The organism is Chryseobacterium electrogenes (assembly GCF_053553015.1).
Map to the genome: position 1 here is coordinate 1,003,757 of NZ_JBNPPB010000002.1, position 18,161 is coordinate 1,021,917.

General features: G+C 33.8%; 18 protein-coding genes. 7 read left to right on the forward strand and 11 right to left on the reverse strand.

Translation table 11 applies throughout. The features are described from left to right. Positions 1-17: 17 nt before the first annotated feature. From ACQQ6V_RS04525 to ACQQ6V_RS04575, 11 genes are all read right to left on the reverse strand, one after another. Positions 18-1,409: a nucleoside permease gene (locus tag ACQQ6V_RS04525; protein WP_448844364.1), complete on the reverse strand. Its 1,392-nt coding sequence runs from the start codon at positions 1,407-1,409 to the stop codon at positions 18-20. A gap of 38 nt (positions 1,410-1,447) precedes the next feature. Then, positions 1,448-2,065 (reverse strand): bifunctional nuclease family protein, encoded by a 618-nt coding sequence (locus ACQQ6V_RS04530; protein WP_448844365.1) that lies wholly within the window; start codon positions 2,063-2,065, stop codon positions 1,448-1,450. A 279-nt stretch (positions 2,066-2,344) separates the two neighbouring features. After that, a complete protein-coding gene (locus ACQQ6V_RS04535) occupies positions 2,345-3,292 on the reverse strand; it encodes an electron transfer flavoprotein subunit alpha/FixB family protein (protein WP_448844366.1) in 948 nt (315 codons plus the stop codon). Positions 3,293-3,393: 101 nt separating this feature from the next. Continuing rightward, positions 3,394-4,140 carry an electron transfer flavoprotein subunit beta/FixA family protein gene (locus tag ACQQ6V_RS04540; protein WP_448844367.1) on the reverse strand — a complete coding sequence of 249 codons (747 nt, stop codon included), beginning with the start codon at positions 4,138-4,140 and terminating at the stop codon, positions 3,394-3,396. Between the two features lie 357 nt (positions 4,141-4,497). Beyond that, a complete protein-coding gene (locus tag ACQQ6V_RS04545; protein ID WP_448844368.1) occupies positions 4,498-5,880 on the reverse strand; it encodes a dipeptidase in 1,383 nt (460 codons plus the stop codon). A gap of 75 nt (positions 5,881-5,955) precedes the next feature. Next, complete coding sequence (locus ACQQ6V_RS04550; protein WP_448844369.1) at positions 5,956-6,195, reverse strand: hypothetical protein; 240 nt, start codon at positions 6,193-6,195, stop codon at positions 5,956-5,958. Between the two features lie 94 nt (positions 6,196-6,289). Then, positions 6,290-7,438, reverse strand: a complete 1,149-nt coding sequence (locus ACQQ6V_RS04555) for a THUMP-like domain-containing protein (RefSeq protein ID WP_448844370.1) — start codon at positions 7,436-7,438, stop codon at positions 6,290-6,292. A gap of 47 nt (positions 7,439-7,485) precedes the next feature. Then, positions 7,486-8,643 (reverse strand): methylmalonyl-CoA mutase family protein, encoded by a 1,158-nt coding sequence (locus ACQQ6V_RS04560; RefSeq protein ID WP_448844371.1) that lies wholly within the window; start codon positions 8,641-8,643, stop codon positions 7,486-7,488. A gap of 2 nt (positions 8,644-8,645) precedes the next feature. Beyond that, the gene (locus tag ACQQ6V_RS04565; RefSeq protein WP_448844372.1) at positions 8,646-8,996 is read right to left on the reverse strand and encodes an FtsB family cell division protein; all 351 of its coding nucleotides are present in this window, start codon (positions 8,994-8,996) and stop codon (positions 8,646-8,648) included. A 2-nt stretch (positions 8,997-8,998) separates the two neighbouring features. Then, positions 8,999-9,619 carry a uridine kinase gene (udk, locus tag ACQQ6V_RS04570; RefSeq protein ID WP_448844373.1) on the reverse strand — a complete coding sequence of 207 codons (621 nt, stop codon included), beginning with the start codon at positions 9,617-9,619 and terminating at the stop codon, positions 8,999-9,001. 233 nt (positions 9,620-9,852) lie between these two features. Then, positions 9,853-10,410, reverse strand: coding sequence for a SanA/YdcF family protein (locus tag ACQQ6V_RS04575; RefSeq protein ID WP_448846174.1), 558 nt, complete (start codon positions 10,408-10,410; stop codon positions 9,853-9,855). Positions 10,411-10,861: 451 nt separating this feature from the next. Here ACQQ6V_RS04575 and ACQQ6V_RS04580 point away from each other — a divergent pair, with 451 nt between their 5' ends. The 7 genes from ACQQ6V_RS04580 (at position 10,862) to ACQQ6V_RS04610 (ending at position 18,149) form a co-directional block, all read left to right on the forward strand. Next, positions 10,862-11,506 (forward strand): TlpA family protein disulfide reductase, encoded by a 645-nt coding sequence (locus ACQQ6V_RS04580; protein WP_448844374.1) that lies wholly within the window; start codon positions 10,862-10,864, stop codon positions 11,504-11,506. 85 nt (positions 11,507-11,591) lie between these two features. After that, complete coding sequence (locus ACQQ6V_RS04585; RefSeq protein ID WP_448844375.1) at positions 11,592-12,572, forward strand: iron chelate uptake ABC transporter family permease subunit; 981 nt, start codon at positions 11,592-11,594, stop codon at positions 12,570-12,572. Continuing rightward, entirely contained in the window at positions 12,572-13,501 is a 930-nt protein-coding gene (locus tag ACQQ6V_RS04590) for an ABC transporter ATP-binding protein (protein WP_448844376.1), read from the forward strand. Before ACQQ6V_RS04585 ends, ACQQ6V_RS04590 begins: the two co-directional genes overlap by 1 nt. A 153-nt stretch (positions 13,502-13,654) precedes the next feature. Further along, a complete protein-coding gene (locus ACQQ6V_RS04595; RefSeq protein ID WP_448844377.1) occupies positions 13,655-14,107 on the forward strand; it encodes a MarR family winged helix-turn-helix transcriptional regulator in 453 nt (150 codons plus the stop codon). 29 nt (positions 14,108-14,136) lie between these two features. Then, positions 14,137-16,539 (forward strand): 3-hydroxyacyl-CoA dehydrogenase/enoyl-CoA hydratase family protein, encoded by a 2,403-nt coding sequence (locus tag ACQQ6V_RS04600; RefSeq protein ID WP_448844378.1) that lies wholly within the window; start codon positions 14,137-14,139, stop codon positions 16,537-16,539. Positions 16,540-16,567: 28 nt separating this feature from the next. Further along, positions 16,568-16,930, forward strand: coding sequence for a four helix bundle protein (locus ACQQ6V_RS04605; protein WP_448844379.1), 363 nt, complete (start codon positions 16,568-16,570; stop codon positions 16,928-16,930). Between the two features lie 40 nt (positions 16,931-16,970). Next, positions 16,971-18,149 (forward strand): acetyl-CoA C-acyltransferase, encoded by a 1,179-nt coding sequence (locus ACQQ6V_RS04610; RefSeq protein WP_448844380.1) that lies wholly within the window; start codon positions 16,971-16,973, stop codon positions 18,147-18,149. Positions 18,150-18,161 lie beyond the last annotated feature (12 nt).

The following is an 18,161-nucleotide window of genomic DNA, read 5'->3' on the forward strand; positions in this document are numbered from 1 at the left end:
AAAGTCGGTTGGTATATTTAGTGAGAAGAATTATCAACAGCTTTCGCCATTGTTGATGCATTATGTTTATGTTTAAACAAAATAGCAAAAGCTATAGCAACAATCAATGCATAAAAAGCAAAAGCTAACCATATCTCATGCCAGTTTTTCATTAATATAACATGCGACAAAGTACCATCTGATCCTATTGTTGCATTAAAAGAATTTTTTAAAATTTCTAAAAAAGTAGGATTGTCAGCAGTCGTTTCTAGATAGGTTGCAAGCTCATTAGCAGTTTCAAATTTATGAGTGAAATAATTATCAATCAACCATCCTGCAGCATTACTGCCAACTACTGCACCAAATCCGTTAGTCACCATCATAAATAATCCCTGCGCTGATGATCTAATTTTTTTATCAGTTGTTGTTTCTACAAATAATGATCCTGAAATATTGAAAAAATCGAAAGCCATACCATAAACTACACATGACATTATGATCATCCATAGACTAGATTGAGGATCTCCGTAAGCGAATAAACCAAATCTAAGAACCCACGCGAACATACTGATTAACATCACTTTCTTTATACCGTATCTTACCAAGAAAAATGGAATTGCCAATATAAATAGAGTCTCTGACACCTGCGAAATCGCCATGATAATTGTTGATCTCTTTACAACAAAAGAATCGGCATATTTTGGAAAATTAGAAAATTCACTTAAGAAAACATCACCATAGGCATTAGTTAACTGTAATGCTGCACCCAACATCATAGAAAATATAAAAAACAATGCCATCTTATAATTACCGAATAGTTTGAAAGCATTAAGCCCAAGCTGCTCTGTAAGTGGCGCGCTTTTATCAATTAATTTTTGAGGTGGACATTTTGGTAAAGTAATAGCATATATACCTAATAATAAAGCAACTGCGCCTCCAAGATAAAACTGCCCTTCTGATGCCTTATTACCAGAAAGATTAGTAATAATCATTGCTACAATAAAACCGACTGTCCCCCACACTCTAATTGGAGGGAAATCTTTTACAACATCCAAGTTGTTATTCTTCAAAATATTATAAGAAATAGAATTACATAATGATATTGTAGGCATGTAAAAACACATCGCCAATAACATAACGTAGAAAAATGAAGAAGGAGAATCCGTATGAGGAAGATAGAATAAAGTCAGTCCATAAAGAACATGCAACACAGCATACATTTTTTCTGCATTAATCCATCTATCCGCAATTATACCTGTCAATGTAGGCATGAAAATTGCAGCTATACCCATAGTGCCAAATACGGCTCCAAATTGTGTACCGTCCCAATGTTTTGTTCCAAACCAGAAATTAGCTATTGTAATTAGCCAAGCTCCCCAAACGAAAAACTGAAGAAAACTCAGTATCGTTAAACGTAATTTTATACTCATGTTGTAATAATCTGATTAAAAAGTGATAGCCCGTAAAATTAGTCTATTTTTTTGTTTCTTTTTTTAATTTCTTCTTGAAGTTTTAAGGCTGTATCATAGTCTTCTTCTTTTACAGCATCTTCCAATAAATGGATTAGTTCTTGACTGCTAAGATTAGATAAGTCATTGATATCAGAAAAGACATCTTCTACCTCAGGTTCTGAAAAATCTTGGTTATCCTTTTCCTTATCATCATCCATATCTAATAAAATACCTGCTTCATTAAGAACTTGTTCTGTCGTATAAATAGGCGCATCAAATCTAACAGCCATAGCAACAGCATCAGAAGTACGAGCATCCAATATCAATTCTTCTTGGTTAAAATTATTTCTGAAATGAATGTTAGAAAAAAACACACCATCTAAAATCTGATAAATAATCACAGAAGACAATGTATATTGTGCAGAAGTGACAAATTTTGAAAATAAATCATGTGTAAGAGGTCTCGGCGGATGAATATCTTTTTCTAGACCTAACGAAATAGACTGAGCCTCAAAATTACCAATAACAACAGGTAGCTTTACAGCTGTTTCTTCGTGTTCTAGAAGAAGTGCATAGGCACCTGATTGTGTCTGGCTATAGGAAATGCCTCTTATGATTAATCTTTTATAATCCATATAGCAAATATAAAATTTTTTGTTAATAATTATCAGATAATTATTAATGCATGTAATACTTTGATTGTGAATAATAAAGCTAAAATTATATCAAAATTATAACTAATTAGCTTTTACTAAAACTCTTGTTGCGCCCCGACTTGAGCGGAACTCCTTTTCTGCATTAGCCTAAGAAAGGACAGAAAAGAGTGAGAGCGGAAGGCGGAAATGGCGCCCAAATAAAAAAGTCTGAGAATAATCTCAGACTTTAATAATAAGTTGGATTCTAAAAAATCTTGATTAAGATTTTAAAGCTTTAATTTTTTCTGTTAATGCCGGGATAATCTGGAAGGCATCTCCTACTACGCCATAATCTGCCGCCTTGAAGAACGGTGCTTCTGGATCACTATTGATTACTACAATCGTCTTAGAACCATTAACACCCGCTAAATGCTGAATAGCTCCTGATATACCAACTGCAATATAAAGATTGGGAGAAATTGCTTTACCTGTCTGCCCTACGTGTTCTGCGTGAGGTCTCCAACCGATATCTGCTACTGGCTTAGAAGATGCTGTTGCAGCGCCCAACACATTAGCAAGATCTTCTATCATCCCCCAGTTTTCTGGACCTTTAAGACCACGACCTGCTGATACTACGATTTCTGCTTCTTTAAGGTCTAGTTTACCAGACGATTGTTCGTGGCTGATAACTTTGGTATCTTCATTAACGATGCTTAGATCTTTGGCTTCTTCTGAACCTGCTACCGCATTTTCTTTAGCTCCGAAAGCATTTTGAGAAACAGTTACGATAACTTTAGTTGCATCTGCTTTTGCATGCATATAAGCTTTTCCTGAGAATGCTTTTCTCTTTACCTGAAACGGAGAAAGACCTTCTGGTGCTGCAATGGCATTGGTAATTAATGATGCTCCATTCTGAACTGCTAACATAGGTGCTACAGAAGATGCATCTGTAGTGTGTGGGAAAACAACGATATTACCATCTACTAATTGGTTAACGGCATCTGCATAAGCTTTTGCACTAAAGTTCTTAAGACCTTCGTCTTTTACATTAACAACTTTGGTAGCGCCATATTTATAAAGTAACTCAGAAGAGTCAGTTGGATTAATAGAGATTGCTGTTACAGTATCACCTGCTTGGTCTGCAATAGCTTTGGCGTAAGCAACCGCTTCGAAAGCTGCTTTTTTGTAAACGCCATTTATATTTTCTGCATATACGAATATTGCCATTTTGTAAATTTTAGATTGTGAATTTTAAATTTTAGATGATAATTAGAGATATTAAAGGTTAATGATTTTTACCTGTTAATTCTAATTTGCAACATTTAATTTTATATAACTTTTGCTTCTTCGTGAAGTAGTCTCACTAACTCGTCTAAGTTATCTGGAGCAACTAGCTTTACTGCAGCTCTTGCAGGCACACTATCAAAAGATACAGCTTCTACCTTTATCTCAGTATTAGTAGGCTCTACTACTTGTAAAGGCTTAGTCCTAGCAGACATAATACCTCTCATATTAGGGATAATAAGATCCTTTTCTTCAACAATACCTTTTTGTCCAGCGATAACTGCAGGTAATTTTACAGAAATAGTTTCTTTACCTCCTTCAATTTCTCTAACGGCTGTCGCTTCTGCACCATTAACATCCAATCCTACACAAGCGTTAACAAAAGGTTGACCTAATAAAGCTGCAACCATACCAGGTACTGCTCCACCATTATAATCGATAGATTCTTTCCCCATCAATATAATATCATAAGCACCCTCTTGTGCTACTTTTGCGATTTCTTTAGCCACAGAAAAACTGTCCTTAGCTTCTGTATTAACACGGACTGCATCGTTAGCACCTATAGCCAAGGCTTTACGAACAACAGCTTCTGTGCCAGCATCTCCTACATTAACAACCGTCACTGTAGCAGCTTGAGATTCTTGTAATTTTATAGCTTTTGTTAAAGCAAATTCGTCCAAAGGATTAATTACCCATTGGATTCCGTTTTTGTCAAATGCAGACTTATCTGCGGTAAAGTTAATTTTACTTGTCGTATCAGGTACACTGCTGATGCAAACTAATATTTTCATTTGATAATTTTTTAAAATTAAGCTTTGCTAATATACTAAAAAATACTATGCACGCATAATATTTTACTATTTTATGAATAATGAATTCTATTCTTATATAAGTCTTTTATTGATGTCTATTTATAAAAATAAGTATCAAATAAGTAATGAAATCTATCGACCTATAAACTTTATGACAAGCGCACGAACAGATACTGAAAACCAAAAACATCAATAATTTTTGTTTTTATTTAAAGTTAAAATAAAATACGCTTTTAATCCCTTAAGATCGTTCTGAATAATTTGACGGTTATAATAAATTCAAAAAAAAAGACAATACCTAAATATTGTCTTTGTAATTTATCTTAGAAAAGGATCTTATCCTTTAGCGTAAAATTCAAAAAAGTAAGGAATACTTTCGATACCTTTATAATAGTTGTATAATCCGTAATGCTCATTAGGTGAGTGGATTGCATCAGAATCTAAACCAAAGCCCATTAATACAGACTTAGCACCTAGCACTTTCTCGAACAGAGATGTGATTGGGATACTTCCGCCACTTCTATATGGTAATACCTCTTTCCCGAAAGCTTTTTCCATGGCTTTTTTAGCAGCCAAAAACTCTTTTGTATCACTTTCTAAGACGTAAGGCATTCCGCCGTGGTGAGGTGTCACTTTTATTTTTACGCTTGCTGGCGCAATTTTTTCGAAATGTTTCGTGAATTTCTCAGTGATTTCTTCTGGTGTCTGATTAGGAACCAATCTCATAGAGATTTTAGCAAAAGCTTTAGAAGCAATAACTGTTTTAGCACCTTCGCCGGTATATCCTCCCCAGATGCCATTAACATCTAAAGTTGGTCTGATAGACGCTCTTTCTAGTGTTGTATAACCTTCTTCACCTTGGATATCATTAAGACCAATTGATTTTTTGTAACCTTCTTGGTCATCTTTTAGTTTGTTCATTTCTGCACGATCTGCATCAGAGACAATTAATACATTATCATAAAAACCATCAATCGTGATACGACCTTTATCGTCAATAAGTTCACCAATCAATTTTGATAATACATTAATAGGATTAGGTACAGCGCCACCATAAAGACCAGAATGCAGGTCTCTGTTAGGCCCTTCTACCTCTACTTCTACATAGCTAAGCCCTCTAAGTCCTGTTGTAACAGTTGGCTGATCTACAGAATAAATATGTGTATCCGAAATTAAAATAACATCACATTTCAACTTCTCTTTGTTATCTTCTAAGAAATCGGCTAAACTTGCCGAGCCAACTTCTTCTTCGCCTTCGATGATAAATTTAACATTACAAGGTAAAGTATTTGTTTTCATCATCGCTTCAAAAGCTTTGACATGCATAAAGAATTGACCTTTATCATCTGCAGAACCTCTCGCAAAAATCGCTCCTTCTGGATGTAATTCTGTTTTCTTTACAACTGGCTCAAAGGGATCACTCGTCCATAACTCTAATGGATCAGCTGGTTGCACATCATAATGACCATACACCAAAACTGTAGGCAAAGCAGGATCAATTATTTTTTCGCCATAGGCTACTGGATAACCTTTGGTTTTAAGCACTTCTACTTGATCTGCACCAGCTTTTTTTAAGTGATCAGCAACAGTATCAGCACATTTTAACACTTCATCTTTATAAGCAGGATCTGCACTGATAGAAGCTATTCTTAACACATCAAACAACTCATCTAAAAAACGTTGTTTGTTTTCTTGGATATAATTTTGAGTATCGTTCATCTCGAAAATATTTAAAATTAATTGATATAAAAAATGTCTCACAAAAGTAAGACATAATATATTGTAGCGTTGTTATTACTTAACTTTTACCGAATCTACCTTTGCAGCTTCTGGTTGTGCCGTAACTTCTGCAGTTTTCACTGGTGTTGCTTTTACAGTGTCTGCTTTAGCTTCGTAAGTCCCGTGAGGTGCATTAGGATCGTCATATCTTACCACATCATCGGTCTTTTTTAGACGACCTTTGTTACCACCTTCTGGTAAGCTACAAGATACGATTAATAATGCTGAAGCTAATAATAAAACAGATTTTTTCATTTCTAAAATTTTAAAGCTCAAAAGTACTAAAACTAGCTCTCTCAACAAAATAAATATTAGAAATTTATTTGGATTCTTAATAATGGTAGATAATCTAAAAACTTCTAAGGATTAATTTCCCATTTTGGCTTTGTGTGAAAATCAAATAATGATTACCTCCATCTTTTATTTTATACTTTTTCTTAATATCATCAGGCGTTAAAGGATGATTCTTAGAGATAATGTTGTATTTAGAATTTTTCTCGATTTGCTTAGCGTCAATCACTTCGATATTTAAAGTACGTCCTGGGAAATTGTCAACTTTTTGCCCTGAAGTATAAAAATGCGTATTGGGATGCAGTTTTTTAATATTAAATGATTTCGAAATTCCATTAAATGCGCCTGATTTTAAGATCGCATTATTCGGGATGTAAAGATAATTGAGTGGTTCCGAAAATTCTGCTTTTATAGATTTTTCTTCTTCCCAATTAAATTGAAATGGCATTTCTTGACTTTCTAAATTAATACAAGAACAAATGATTTCCGATGAATCTTTTTTAGGATTAATAATTACCAATAATTCTTTAACATCATTTTTGACTGCTATAATTTGTATTTCTTCAATATTTTCTAATACTGAAATTAAGTAGGAAATATCAATTAACGGCGATAATTTAACAATGATTTTAGATCCAATTTGGTTGAGTTGATCTTGGATTTCTAATAAATTAGGAGAAAGATCTTCTAGTAAAAATTTCTTTTTTAGCTGAACATCACGTCTTGCAGGATCGAGATAAATAACGTCAAATTGTTGCGAATTTTCTTTTAAAAATTGTTCTAAATTTTGATTGATAAATTGAGCGTTTCTACCAAGAATGCCCCAGTTATGCTGGACGATTTTAATTAAAACTTCATTCTGCTCAATTAAAGTGATATTTTCAAAGTTTTGAGACAAAAAATACGCATCAATCCCGAAGCCACAAGTAAGATCTAAGAAGCTTTTTCCGGTAAGATTTTTTGCTTTATATTCTGCTGTAGATTGCGATGATGCTTGTTCTAGATTAAGATTAGGCGGAAAAATAACGCCTCCTTTCTGCAAAAATGGGAACTTTTTATCTGCAACTTTTTTACCTTTTATCTGCTGTACAATCTCCTGAATCGACACATTTTCAAAAGGTGATTTTTTTAATAATAAAGAATGCAAATCTGTGTTGAGATTTGCATTAATATAGTCTTGAATATCTTTGTTAAGGAGTTTTTCCATTTTATAAAAAGAACTTCTACAATTTTATAATTTTAAATTCAATTAGATTATTCAAACATTTCTGCCCAACGCACAGCTTTAATTTCATCATCTTTATATAAATCCGAAACTTGTTTTGTAACTTCTAATTTTGGATAAAGATTAACGCCAATTAATTTGATTTTACCCTCTTCTACCCAATTTTGTTCTTTAATCGCCTGATCAAAAATCATTTTTTGAAGATTACCAGAAACGATATTGGCTTGATAACCGCCTTTTTTTTCTAAATCTAAAAATAAATCCCAAGCTTTTTCGGCAAACTGTTTGGTAAGATCTTCAATTAAATAACTACCAGAAGTCGCATCCTCAAAAACGTTAATAATGCTTTCGTAAGCGAGAACAATCATTTGTTTAAAAGAAATTTCTTCAGATAATTTGCTTTGATTTTGCATCTTATAATCATTTGCAAAAACAGCGTCTGCACCGCCAATCATAGCTGCAGACAACTCCAAAGTTGATCTAATTAGATTATTCTCAGGATCGTTATTAGCTTTATTTCTAAAGCTAGTTTCTGCATAAATGTAAGGAAAAACATTAAGGTTATATTCTTTAGATAACTGATTAAAAAGATATTTGAAAGCTCTGATTTTAGCAATTTCCAAGAAATATTGATGCCCAATTGCAAACCTGAAAATCAATTGATTAAGAATTCCTGCTCCAAAAATCTCTATCAAATCTTTAGTTTTAACCAAAGCAATCGACAATTGTTGGATAATAGATGCGCCGGCATTCTGATGAAGCGTAAGGTCAATTCCTATTTTCCTATCAAAATTTCGGTCTAATAATTCTTTTGCTAAATCCTCATTAACAGAACCATTTTCATTAAAAACATCCGCGAGGCAAAAGTATTTATTATCATTATGAATCGTCAAATTTTGAGCTAAATCTTTATCGGAAAAGAAAATAGATTTCTCGGCAACGCTAATATTTTCATTGGTGAAAAAAGCATAAACGTCTTCTTCTAAAAACTCACTGTAAGGCGCCACAAGATGCGTGCTTTCTTCAATTTTGGGTAACTTCTGGATATTATCTGATTGGTCGTAATAAGGTTTTACATCAACATCTTCTAGATTCTCCTTAACCAAAATACCATAAATATCTTCTGTCTTCAGCTGTTTTTTGACTAAACTTTCCCAGTCATTGAGGCTTACTTTTGGAAATTCCATGTTTACTTTTTAGTTGTTTTTGTACTATCTACAACGAGAATGAAAATTTCTTCATTAGGTTTTTTCATGAAATAATTTTCGCGAGCATATTTTTCTTTCTCGGTTTTATTATTCATCAATTTTTTATAAAAAGCATCATTTTTATCATACTCTTTTTTATAAAAATCCAATTGATTTTCGTACTTCTTAATATCGCTATTAAGCTCATTAACAACTAAAAACGAAGTATCATCAAAGAATACCATCCACACCAAAAAACAAGTAATGGTAATTACATATTTATTAATCACATACTTTTTTACAAAAGCCATGCTTGGTGATTTTTTCTGGATATCTTTAATGAGTTCTTTCATAATTAATGAATATCTTTTTTCAAAGAGTTACTGATTACGGTCGTTAGAAAATCTATGGCAACATTATTCTGTTTCATATTAGGTACGATAAGATCCGCTTCGTTTTTAGAAGGTTCTATAAACTCATTATGCATTGGTTTTATCGTATTCTGATAACGGTATAACACTTCTTCTAAGTCACGACCTCGCTCTTGCGTATCACGTTTTATTCTTCGGATTAATCTTTCGTCAGAATCGGTATGAACATAGACTTTAAGATCAAATTCTTTAAGCAATTCTTTATTAGTTAACACCAAAATGCCTTCTACAATCAAGACATTTTTTGGCTCCACTAAAACATGATCACCAGTTCTAGAATGGGTTACAAAAGAATAAACAGGTTGTTCTATACTTTCTTGATGTTTTAAAGATTTGACATGCTGAAGCATTAATTCAAAATCGATAGACTTGGGATGGTCATAATTAAGACCTTCTCTTTCCGTAAGGCTAAGGTTGGGATTATCATGGTAATAATTATCTTGAGAAAGCACATTAACGCCTTCTATATTAAGTTGTTGTAAGATTTTATTAACCACAGTTGTTTTACCAGATCCTGTTCCTCCGGCAATTCCTATAACGAGCATTGATTGATTTTTTACAAATTTACTTTAAATATTATATTCGGAAGAAATAATGATTAAAATATTGTTGCTTTTTTATTAGAGTCAGGGTTTCTGCGTGAGGGCGAAGCCTACTGTTGGAGCTCGTATAAGATGCCTGACGAAGCAAAGCGGAGACAAGTATCTTATACAGCGACTAGGCGAAGACCGACCTTGCTATGAAGGAAAAGTGGCTGTGGCAAGGTCACGCCATAATTTTACTCTTTGGGAGAGATACCTAATATGTAATAAAAAACAGCTAAAACCCTAGCGAGAAACTCTCGAGAATGATTACGGTAATAACTTTCATTCTTGCTAACATCCTGAGCGTCAAAACCAAGGGCATTCATGTCATTATTTCTGGCAAAAAATAAAGCCCGAAGATTATGAAAACCTTGCGATACAATGATAACATTACTCTGATTATATACCTCTTTGCAACGCAAGATACTCTTGTGTGTATTAAACCCCTTAGGGTCTTCTATGATAATATTTCCTGGGACGCCTTCGTTGTAAATTAAGAATTTTTTCATGGCAGCTGGCTCATCGTAATTCTTACTTTTCTCACCACTAACGATGATTTTTTTTATTTTCCCATGGTGATATAGAGTACCTACAGCATCCATCCTCGCGATAAAATAAGGATTAGCAACACCAGATCTCATCTTAGGTGATGTGCCAAGGACCAGTGCGCTTTCTCGTGGTGGAACTTTACTAATTTTAGTATATGTTCTACCGCTTGTGAGTGCATAAACCCAGGCATTGGCCAAAATCATTACCAAAAAAATAATCTCGGCGCTAACAAAGATATTTTTTAAAATAGATTTTAGAATTTTAAACATAAATTAATGTTTGGGATGTTGCTTTTTTGAGAGAGTGAAATTAAGGATTTTATTTCTATATATGGTAAAAATCTAAAAACAATTCTTTGCTCATCGCTATAATTAAGATAGATCACAACCCTGAGATGTGCGACTTTTTGTACAATGCAAGCTATCATTTTCTTACACAACGACTCCATTGCAAGAAAAACAAAAATTATCACAAGTAGATAAGCTAAAAGTTATCAAATACTTAATGATTATTTCATAATTAATTTATTGCCGAGAATCATATAATATAAAATTCAGTTTTAAAGTTTGTACTTTTGTAATACAAAATTATCTTGTGAAACAATTATTTCTTATCGAAGAAATGATTAATAAAAAAACTCTAAAATAATTTATAATGAAAAAAATAGTATTGTCTTTAATCATCGGTTTAGGTATAATAGCCTGTAAAAAGGAAGATCATAAGATGCAGTCTTCTTCACCAAAAAGTGACTCAGTAAGCATTGATAAGCCTGTGCAGAATATGGATACAGAGCATGTAGACATCCACGAACTAAAGCCTGAAAAAATTACTTTGGATCTTAAAAACAAAGCTAACGACACCTTATATATTACCAATTTCTTTGCAACCTGGTGTGGTCCTTGTATGCAAGAAATCCCTCATTTTAAAGAAAAAATGGAAGAACTAAGTTCTCAACCTGTAAAGTTCACTTTCGTAAGTCTTGATAATAAAGATGATTGGCAGACTAAAGTTAATGATTTTGCTGATGAATATGATATCAGAAAAAATGTTGTTCTTCTGGATGGGACACTTCTAGATGATAACTTTTTTAAGGCTAATTTTAAAACCTGGACTGGGGAAGCTATTCCTTTTACGCTAATGAAAAAAGGAAATCTTGACGATGAGTACATGGGAACCATGACCAAAGAATTACTTGATACAAAAGTTAAAAAGCTTCTTTCTACAAATGTTAATGCTAATATTAATGAGCAAAAAGAAAGAAACAAATTATCTGGACCTTCTTCTAAGAGTAATTTGTAAATAATTAAAGATTAAGAATATAAAAGACATCTATTACAAGATGTCTTTTATTAATTTAGATTATATTTGAAGTACAATAATCTTTATGAATAGACGCTTTAATACCCTTTTAGTTATTCTATGTCTAGGGATAATCTCCCTCATTTTTTTTAACTTAAATGTTGGGTTTATAAAACTATCATGGACTGATTTTTGGCAAACAGAATCAGCCAACTCGGCTATTGCACAAATAAGAATTAATCGTATATTAGGCGTATTATTGGCGGGATTATCTATACCTACAAGTGGTTTTCTATTGCAAGAATATTTTAAAAACCCATTGGCTGGCCCTGATGTATTAGGAATTACATCCGTGTCGAGCTTGGCAGTAGCTTTTTACATATTTTTTTCTCAAGCCTTAGCATTACCAGATTGGTTACAGAGTAGTTTCATTAGCATATCCGCTATTACCGGAAGTCTTTTGTTAATGGGCATATTAATTATTTTCTCAAGCAGATTTAAGAATTCTTCATTTATTATAATTTTCGGATTTTTGATTTCAGCATTAGCTGGTGCAATAGTGAGCATTCTACAATTCTATGTCGAAAGTCAAAATCTAAAAAATTACATTTTATGGTCTTTTGGCGCTAATAATAATATTTCTGGATCTCAATTAATCATTTTAGCCATATTATGTTTTGTCGGTCTTTTTGTAAGTTTCAAAACCATAAAACCTTTGATCGGAAATGCTTTGGGAGATGCTTACGCAAGAAGCTTCGGTATTAATCTTGATTTTCTAAAATACAGTGTAATTTTAGCCACCTCCCTTCTATCTGCTTCCGTTACTGCATTTCTTGGTCCAATATTATTTGTAGGGATTGTTGTTCCTCATTTTTGCAGATTAATTTTCAACCCTTCTCAATTATGGCATCAATGGATACTTAATATGCTGCTTGGGGTTTTGTTAATGGAATGTTTTTCTATTATTTCAGAATTAACACAATTTCCTATTAATATCATAACCTCAATATTTGGAATCCCAGTTATACTATTAATGCTGCTAAAACAATCTAAAAGCTTACAATAATGGATAATTTTTTAGAAATAAAACAGGCTCACATTGGCTACGAAAAACCATTGATAAATACGATCAACGCAACTCTTAAGTTGGGAGATGTCGCCTTATTGATGGGGAATAACGGAGTAGGAAAAACAACTTTGATTAAAACGTTATTAAAACAACTTCCATTGCTTTCTGGTCAAATTCTAATCAATGGAGAGGACATTAATACATATAATTCAAAATCTATTGCGGAGCTTATTTCTATTGTTTTTTCAAAATCAGAAATCCCTTCCAATTACACGGTTTTTGACTTGATTTCCTTTGGGAAATACATCCATTATCCTTATTATTTCAAATTAAATAAAAAAGATATCCAAGAGATAGAAGATATCATTTCTCGATTACAATTAGAGCAATATCGGGATACATTATTGATTCATTTATCAGATGGTAATCTTCAAAAAGTTTTTATTGGCAGGGCTTTGGCGCAAAATTCCCCAGTCATAATCTTAGACGAACCTACAACACATCTGGATGAAGACAATAAGTTAATGATTCTAAAATTACTTAGAGATCTTGCTAAGAACGATCAGAAATTAGTTTTATTTTCTTCCCATGATTGGCGATTGGCAAAAGAATTTTCAGATCAATTATGGTGGGTAAAAAACAATCTAATGATCTCTGGATTAACTGAGGAAGTGTTGTTAAATAATCAGGATTTAATTAATAATCACATCCTCTTTTCTAACTCTTATTTTGTAGCCCCTGAGATTCTCGCAACAGATCCAGAAAAAGAATTAATGTATTCTTTTTTACAAAAAAATTTCGAAACCGACTTGTCAAAGTATAAAATAGTGTTAAAAAATGAAAAATGGGACATTATTTTTAACGATTTTCATGACAATTGTCAGGATTTCTCAGAAGTTGCTAATTCTCTTAAAAAGCGCATGTAATCAGCGTTTTATTTCTATTTACAACATCTAATATTACGACTTGCATAGTATTTAATCGTTTGATTATCAGTAGTTAACTAAATTTTAACGTATATATACTATGCATGCATAGTATTTTTATCTATATTTGAATTAATCACTTTAATTGAAAATATGGAAAAGAAAAATACAGATAAAGTTGAAAGCGTAGATCTAATGCTAAAGTCTGCTTGGCTATCCGTTTCTAAGATGTATTCTGAGAAGGCTTCTCTGTACAATTCCACAGCGGTACAAGCCTTAACTCTTTTAAAGATCGACCCTAAAGAAGGCACAAGAAGTACTAATCTTGGTCCTAAAATGGCGATTGAACCCACTTCATTAACAAGAATTATAAAACTCTTAGAAGATAATGGGTATATCTACAAAGAAAAAACAACAACAGACAAGCGAGAAGTTATTATTAAGCTAACTGAAAAAGGTATAGAATCAAGAAACCTCTCAAAGCAAGTTGTTCTTGATTTTAATACCAAAGTCATGGAGCGAATTCTTCCAGAAAAGTTCGAAACTTTTAAAGAAGTCATGAATGATATCTTGAAAATAGCCAACGAACTAAACAATAAAAAATAAGTACAAATCCAAAAAATAAATATATCCAAATGAAAAGAAGAATAAAACATGTGACTGTTCTCGGTTCTGGGATTATGGGAAGTGGTATTGCAGCACACTTTGCCAACATTGGCGTAGAAGTCTTGCTGTTGGACATTGTCCCCAACCAACTTACCGATGCAGAAACTGCCAAAGGTCTTACGCTTGATAGCAAAACGGTAAGAAATAGAATTGCCGCAGACAATCTAGCAAAATTACCTAAAGCAAGTCCCGCACTACTCTATTCTCCAAAATTTGCAAGCAGAATTACTGCTGGCAATTTTGATGATGATTTAGAAAAGATTAAAAATACAGATTGGATTATTGAGGTCGTTGTAGAGCGTCTTGATATCAAAAAATCTGTTTACGAAAAGATTGAAAAACACAGAAAACCAGGTACTTTGGTATCTTCTAATACATCTGGTATTCCGATTCATTTCTTAATTGAAGGAAGAAGCGACGACTTCAAAAAGTATTTTGCAGGCACGCACTTCTTCAATCCAGTGAGATATTTACCATTATTGGAGATTATCCCAACGCCAGAAAGCGATCCAGAAGTAATTCAGTTTTACATGGATTATGGCGCAAAATTCTTAGGAAAAACCACCGTTTTAGCCAAAGATACACCAGCATTTATCGCTAACAGAATTGGTGTTTTTGGGATTATGAATTTATTCCATAACATCAAAAAATTAGGTCTTTCGGTTAGTGATATTGATAAATTAACAGGACCTGTCATTGGTCGTCCAAAATCTGCAACCTTCCGTACGGCGGACGTTGTAGGATTGGACACGTTGGTTCATGTTGCCAATGGCGTGCGAGAAAGTGGCGCAGAGTCAGATTTGTTCAAAGATCAATTCGTGCTTCCTGATTACATCAATTTTATGATGGAAAATCAATTGTTAGGTTCTAAAACTAATGCTGGTTTCTTTAAAAAAGTTAAAAACGCAGACGGAAAATCTGAAATTTTAGGTTTGAATTTAAATTCATTAGAATATGAATCTCAAGCTAAATCGGCTTTCCCAACCTTAGAATTGACCAAAACGATTGATAAACCAATTGATCGTTTCAAGGTTTTAATTAACGGAAAAGACAAAGCTGGCGAATTATACAGATTGATGTTAGGTGCTTTGTTTGCTTATGTTTCGCATAAAGTTCCTGAGATTTCTGACGAAGTTTACAAAATCGATGATGCTATGAAAGCTGGTTTCGGTTGGGAAAACGGACCATTCGAAATTTGGGATGCTGTTGGTGTCAAAAAAGGAATCGACTTAGCGAAAGAATCGGGTTACAAAGTTTCTGACTGGGTTATAGCTTTACCAGAAAATGCAACATTCTACAAAATTAGTGATGAAGGTAAAAAGACATTCTTTGACGAAGTTAAAAAGGATTATGTTAATATTCCGGGTCAAGACGCTTTCATTATTTTAGATAATATCAGAAAAAATAAAACACTTTGGAGTAACTCAGGTTCTGCGATTCAGGATTTGGGTGACGGAATTATCAATTTCGAAATTCGTTCAAAAATGAATTCTCTTGGTGGCGAAGTTTTAGAAGGTCTTAACCGCGCTATTGATCTAGCAGAAAAGGATTACGACGGTTTAGTAATCGGAAATCAAGCGACTAACTTCTCTGTTGGAGCCAATTTGGCAATGATTCTCATGATGGCTGTTGACCAGGATTGGGATGATCTTAATATGGCGATTAATTATTTCCAACAATCGATGATGAGAGTAAGATATTCTGATATTCCGGTAGTGGTTGCTCCTCACGGAATGGCTCTTGGTGGCGGTTGCGAGATGACTATGCATGCTGACAGAGTTGTTGCCGCAGCAGAAACTTATATAGGACTTGTAGAGCTGGGTGTAGGTGTTATCCCTGGTGGTGGCGGGACTAAAGAATTTACACTAAGAACCTCAAAATTATTCCATAAAGATGATGTTAAAGATAACCGACTGCGTGATGCGTTCATGAATATCGCGATGGCAAAAGTGGCAACCTCTGCTTATGAAGCCTTTGATCTTGGTATTCTTCAGGAAGGAAAAGATATCGTTGTGGTTAATCCGAACAGGCAAATTGCGGAAGCTAAAAAAGTAGCACTTCAATTAGCAGAACAAGGTTACACGCAACCTGTGAAGCAAAAAGTAAGAGTTTTAGGTCAAGACGCTTTAGGTCTTTTCTTGGTAGGTACGGATCAAATGAGAACTGGAAACTTCATCTCAGACTATGACAAAAAGATTGCGGATAAACTAGCTAATGTTATGGTGGGAGGTAATCTATCTGAAGCTACAGAAGTAACCGAACAATATTTACTGAACCTCGAAAGAGAAACTTTCCTTTCCCTTTGTGGCGAAAGAAAAACGCTTGAGAGAATCCAGTATATGTTGCAAAATGGAAAACCGCTGAGAAATTAGAAGTTAGATTTTAGATATTAGAATTTAGATGAAAGCACATCGTTTACAAGATTTACTGATTTGGAAAAAATCGATTGAGCTGGTTAAAGATATTTACCTTTTAACTCAAGAGCTACCCAATGAAGAAAAATTTGGTTTAATCAATCAAATGAGAAGATGTGCAGTTTCTATTCCTTCTAATATTGCCGAAGGAGCGGGAAGAAATAATGCTAAAGAGTTTTTTCAATTTTTAGGAATTGCACAAGGTTCAACGTATGAACTCGAAACGCAATTGATCCTTTTGGTTGAATTAAAATTTATTAATGAAAGCAAGGTTGCTCTCGTTCTGAATCATCTAACTGAAATTCAAAAAATGGTTTATAAGTTCAAAACAAATTTAATTAACGGTTAGTAAATCTAATTTCTAACCTCTAATTTCCAAATTCTAAATTATGAAACAAGCATATATCGTTGCCGGATACAGAACAGCGGTTGGTAAAGCACCAAAAGGATCACTTCGCTTTACAAGACCAGATGTTATGGCAACAGAAGTTATACAAAAATTGGTGGGTGATTTCCCACAGCTGGATCATGCAAGAATCGATGATTTAATCGTCGGAAATGCAATGCCAGAAGCAGAACAAGGTCTTAACGTGGCGCGTCTTATTTCTTTGATGGCGCTTAAGACTGATAAAGTGCCTGGGGTTACCGTTAATAGATATTGCGCATCAGGTTCTGAAGCTATTGCTCTAGCAGCAGCGAAAATCCAAACAGGAATGGCAGATTGTATCATTGCTGGCGGGACAGAATCTATGAGTTATATCCCAATGGGCGGTTACAAACCTACACCTGAAACCAAAATTTCTGGGGAACATCCAGACTATTATTGGGGAATGGGTTACACTGCCGAAGAAGTAGCCAGTCAGTATAATATTTCTCGTGAAGAGCAAGATCAGTTTGCTTTTGAGTCGCATCAAAAAGCTTTAAAAGCGAATGAAACTGGGCGTTTCAAAGATCAAATTGTTTCTCTTCCTGTAGAATATAATTTCTTAGATGAAAATCAGAAAATTCAAACTAAGAAATTCGATTTTTCTGTAGATGAAGGTCCAAGAAAAGACACATCTTTGGAAGGTTTAGGTAAGCTAAGACCTGTTTTCAAAAATGGAGGTTCTGTAACAGCAGGTAACTCTTCTCAGATGTCTGATGGTGCTGCTTTCGTGATGGTAATGTCAGAAGAAATGGTGAAAGAATTAGGCGTTACCCCAATTGCTAGATTAGCATCTTATGCTGCAGCGGGAGTTCCACCAAGAATCATGGGGATTGGGCCTATCTATGCAATTCCAAAAGCATTAAAACAAGCTGGATTAACATTAAACGATATCGATTTAATTGAGTTAAACGAAGCTTTCGCCTCTCAATCTGTTGCGATTAAAAAAGAGTTAGGTCTTAATCCTGATATTTTAAACGTAAACGGCGGTGCCATTGCATTGGGACATCCACTGGGCTGTACAGGTACAAAATTAACGGTTCAACTTTTAGACGAAATGAAAAAACGTGGCTCAAAATATGGTATGGTTTCTATGTGTGTAGGAACTGGACAAGGCGCAGCGAGTATTTTCGAGCTTTTATAGAAATTTAAAATC

Excerpts from the sequence above, each read along its gene's own strand:
- udk (WP_448844373.1), bottom strand. The coding sequence starts at position 9,619 with ATGCTCGTTATAGGAATTGCCGGAGGAACAGGATCTGGTAAAACAACT.
- ACQQ6V_RS04560 (WP_448844371.1), bottom strand. The coding sequence starts at position 8,643 with ATGGAATTTCCAAAAGTAAGCCTCAATGACTGGGAAAGTTTAGTCAAA.
- ACQQ6V_RS04580 (WP_448844374.1), top strand. The coding sequence starts at position 10,862 with ATGAAAAAAATAGTATTGTCTTTAATCATCGGTTTAGGTATAATAGCC.
- ACQQ6V_RS04525 (WP_448844364.1), bottom strand. The coding sequence starts at position 1,409 with ATGAGTATAAAATTACGTTTAACGATACTGAGTTTTCTTCAGTTTTTC.
- ACQQ6V_RS04610 (WP_448844380.1), top strand. The coding sequence starts at position 16,971 with ATGAAACAAGCATATATCGTTGCCGGATACAGAACAGCGGTTGGTAAA.
- ACQQ6V_RS04550 (WP_448844369.1), bottom strand. The coding sequence starts at position 6,195 with ATGAAAAAATCTGTTTTATTATTAGCTTCAGCATTATTAATCGTATCT.
- ACQQ6V_RS04565 (WP_448844372.1), bottom strand. The coding sequence starts at position 8,996 with ATGAAAGAACTCATTAAAGATATCCAGAAAAAATCACCAAGCATGGCT.
- ACQQ6V_RS04585 (WP_448844375.1), top strand. The coding sequence starts at position 11,592 with ATGAATAGACGCTTTAATACCCTTTTAGTTATTCTATGTCTAGGGATA.
- ACQQ6V_RS04535 (WP_448844366.1), bottom strand. The coding sequence starts at position 3,292 with ATGGCAATATTCGTATATGCAGAAAATATAAATGGCGTTTACAAAAAA.
- ACQQ6V_RS04600 (WP_448844378.1), top strand. The coding sequence starts at position 14,137 with ATGAAAAGAAGAATAAAACATGTGACTGTTCTCGGTTCTGGGATTATG.
- ACQQ6V_RS04545 (WP_448844368.1), bottom strand. The coding sequence starts at position 5,880 with ATGAACGATACTCAAAATTATATCCAAGAAAACAAACAACGTTTTTTA.
- ACQQ6V_RS04595 (WP_448844377.1), top strand. The coding sequence starts at position 13,655 with ATGGAAAAGAAAAATACAGATAAAGTTGAAAGCGTAGATCTAATGCTA.
- ACQQ6V_RS04555 (WP_448844370.1), bottom strand. The coding sequence starts at position 7,438 with ATGGAAAAACTCCTTAACAAAGATATTCAAGACTATATTAATGCAAAT.
- ACQQ6V_RS04530 (WP_448844365.1), bottom strand. The coding sequence starts at position 2,065 with ATGGATTATAAAAGATTAATCATAAGAGGCATTTCCTATAGCCAGACA.
- ACQQ6V_RS04540 (WP_448844367.1), bottom strand. The coding sequence starts at position 4,140 with ATGAAAATATTAGTTTGCATCAGCAGTGTACCTGATACGACAAGTAAA.
- ACQQ6V_RS04575 (WP_448846174.1), bottom strand. The coding sequence starts at position 10,410 with ATGATTTTGGCCAATGCCTGGGTTTATGCACTCACAAGCGGTAGAACA.
- ACQQ6V_RS04590 (WP_448844376.1), top strand. The coding sequence starts at position 12,572 with ATGGATAATTTTTTAGAAATAAAACAGGCTCACATTGGCTACGAAAAA.
- ACQQ6V_RS04605 (WP_448844379.1), top strand. The coding sequence starts at position 16,568 with ATGAAAGCACATCGTTTACAAGATTTACTGATTTGGAAAAAATCGATT.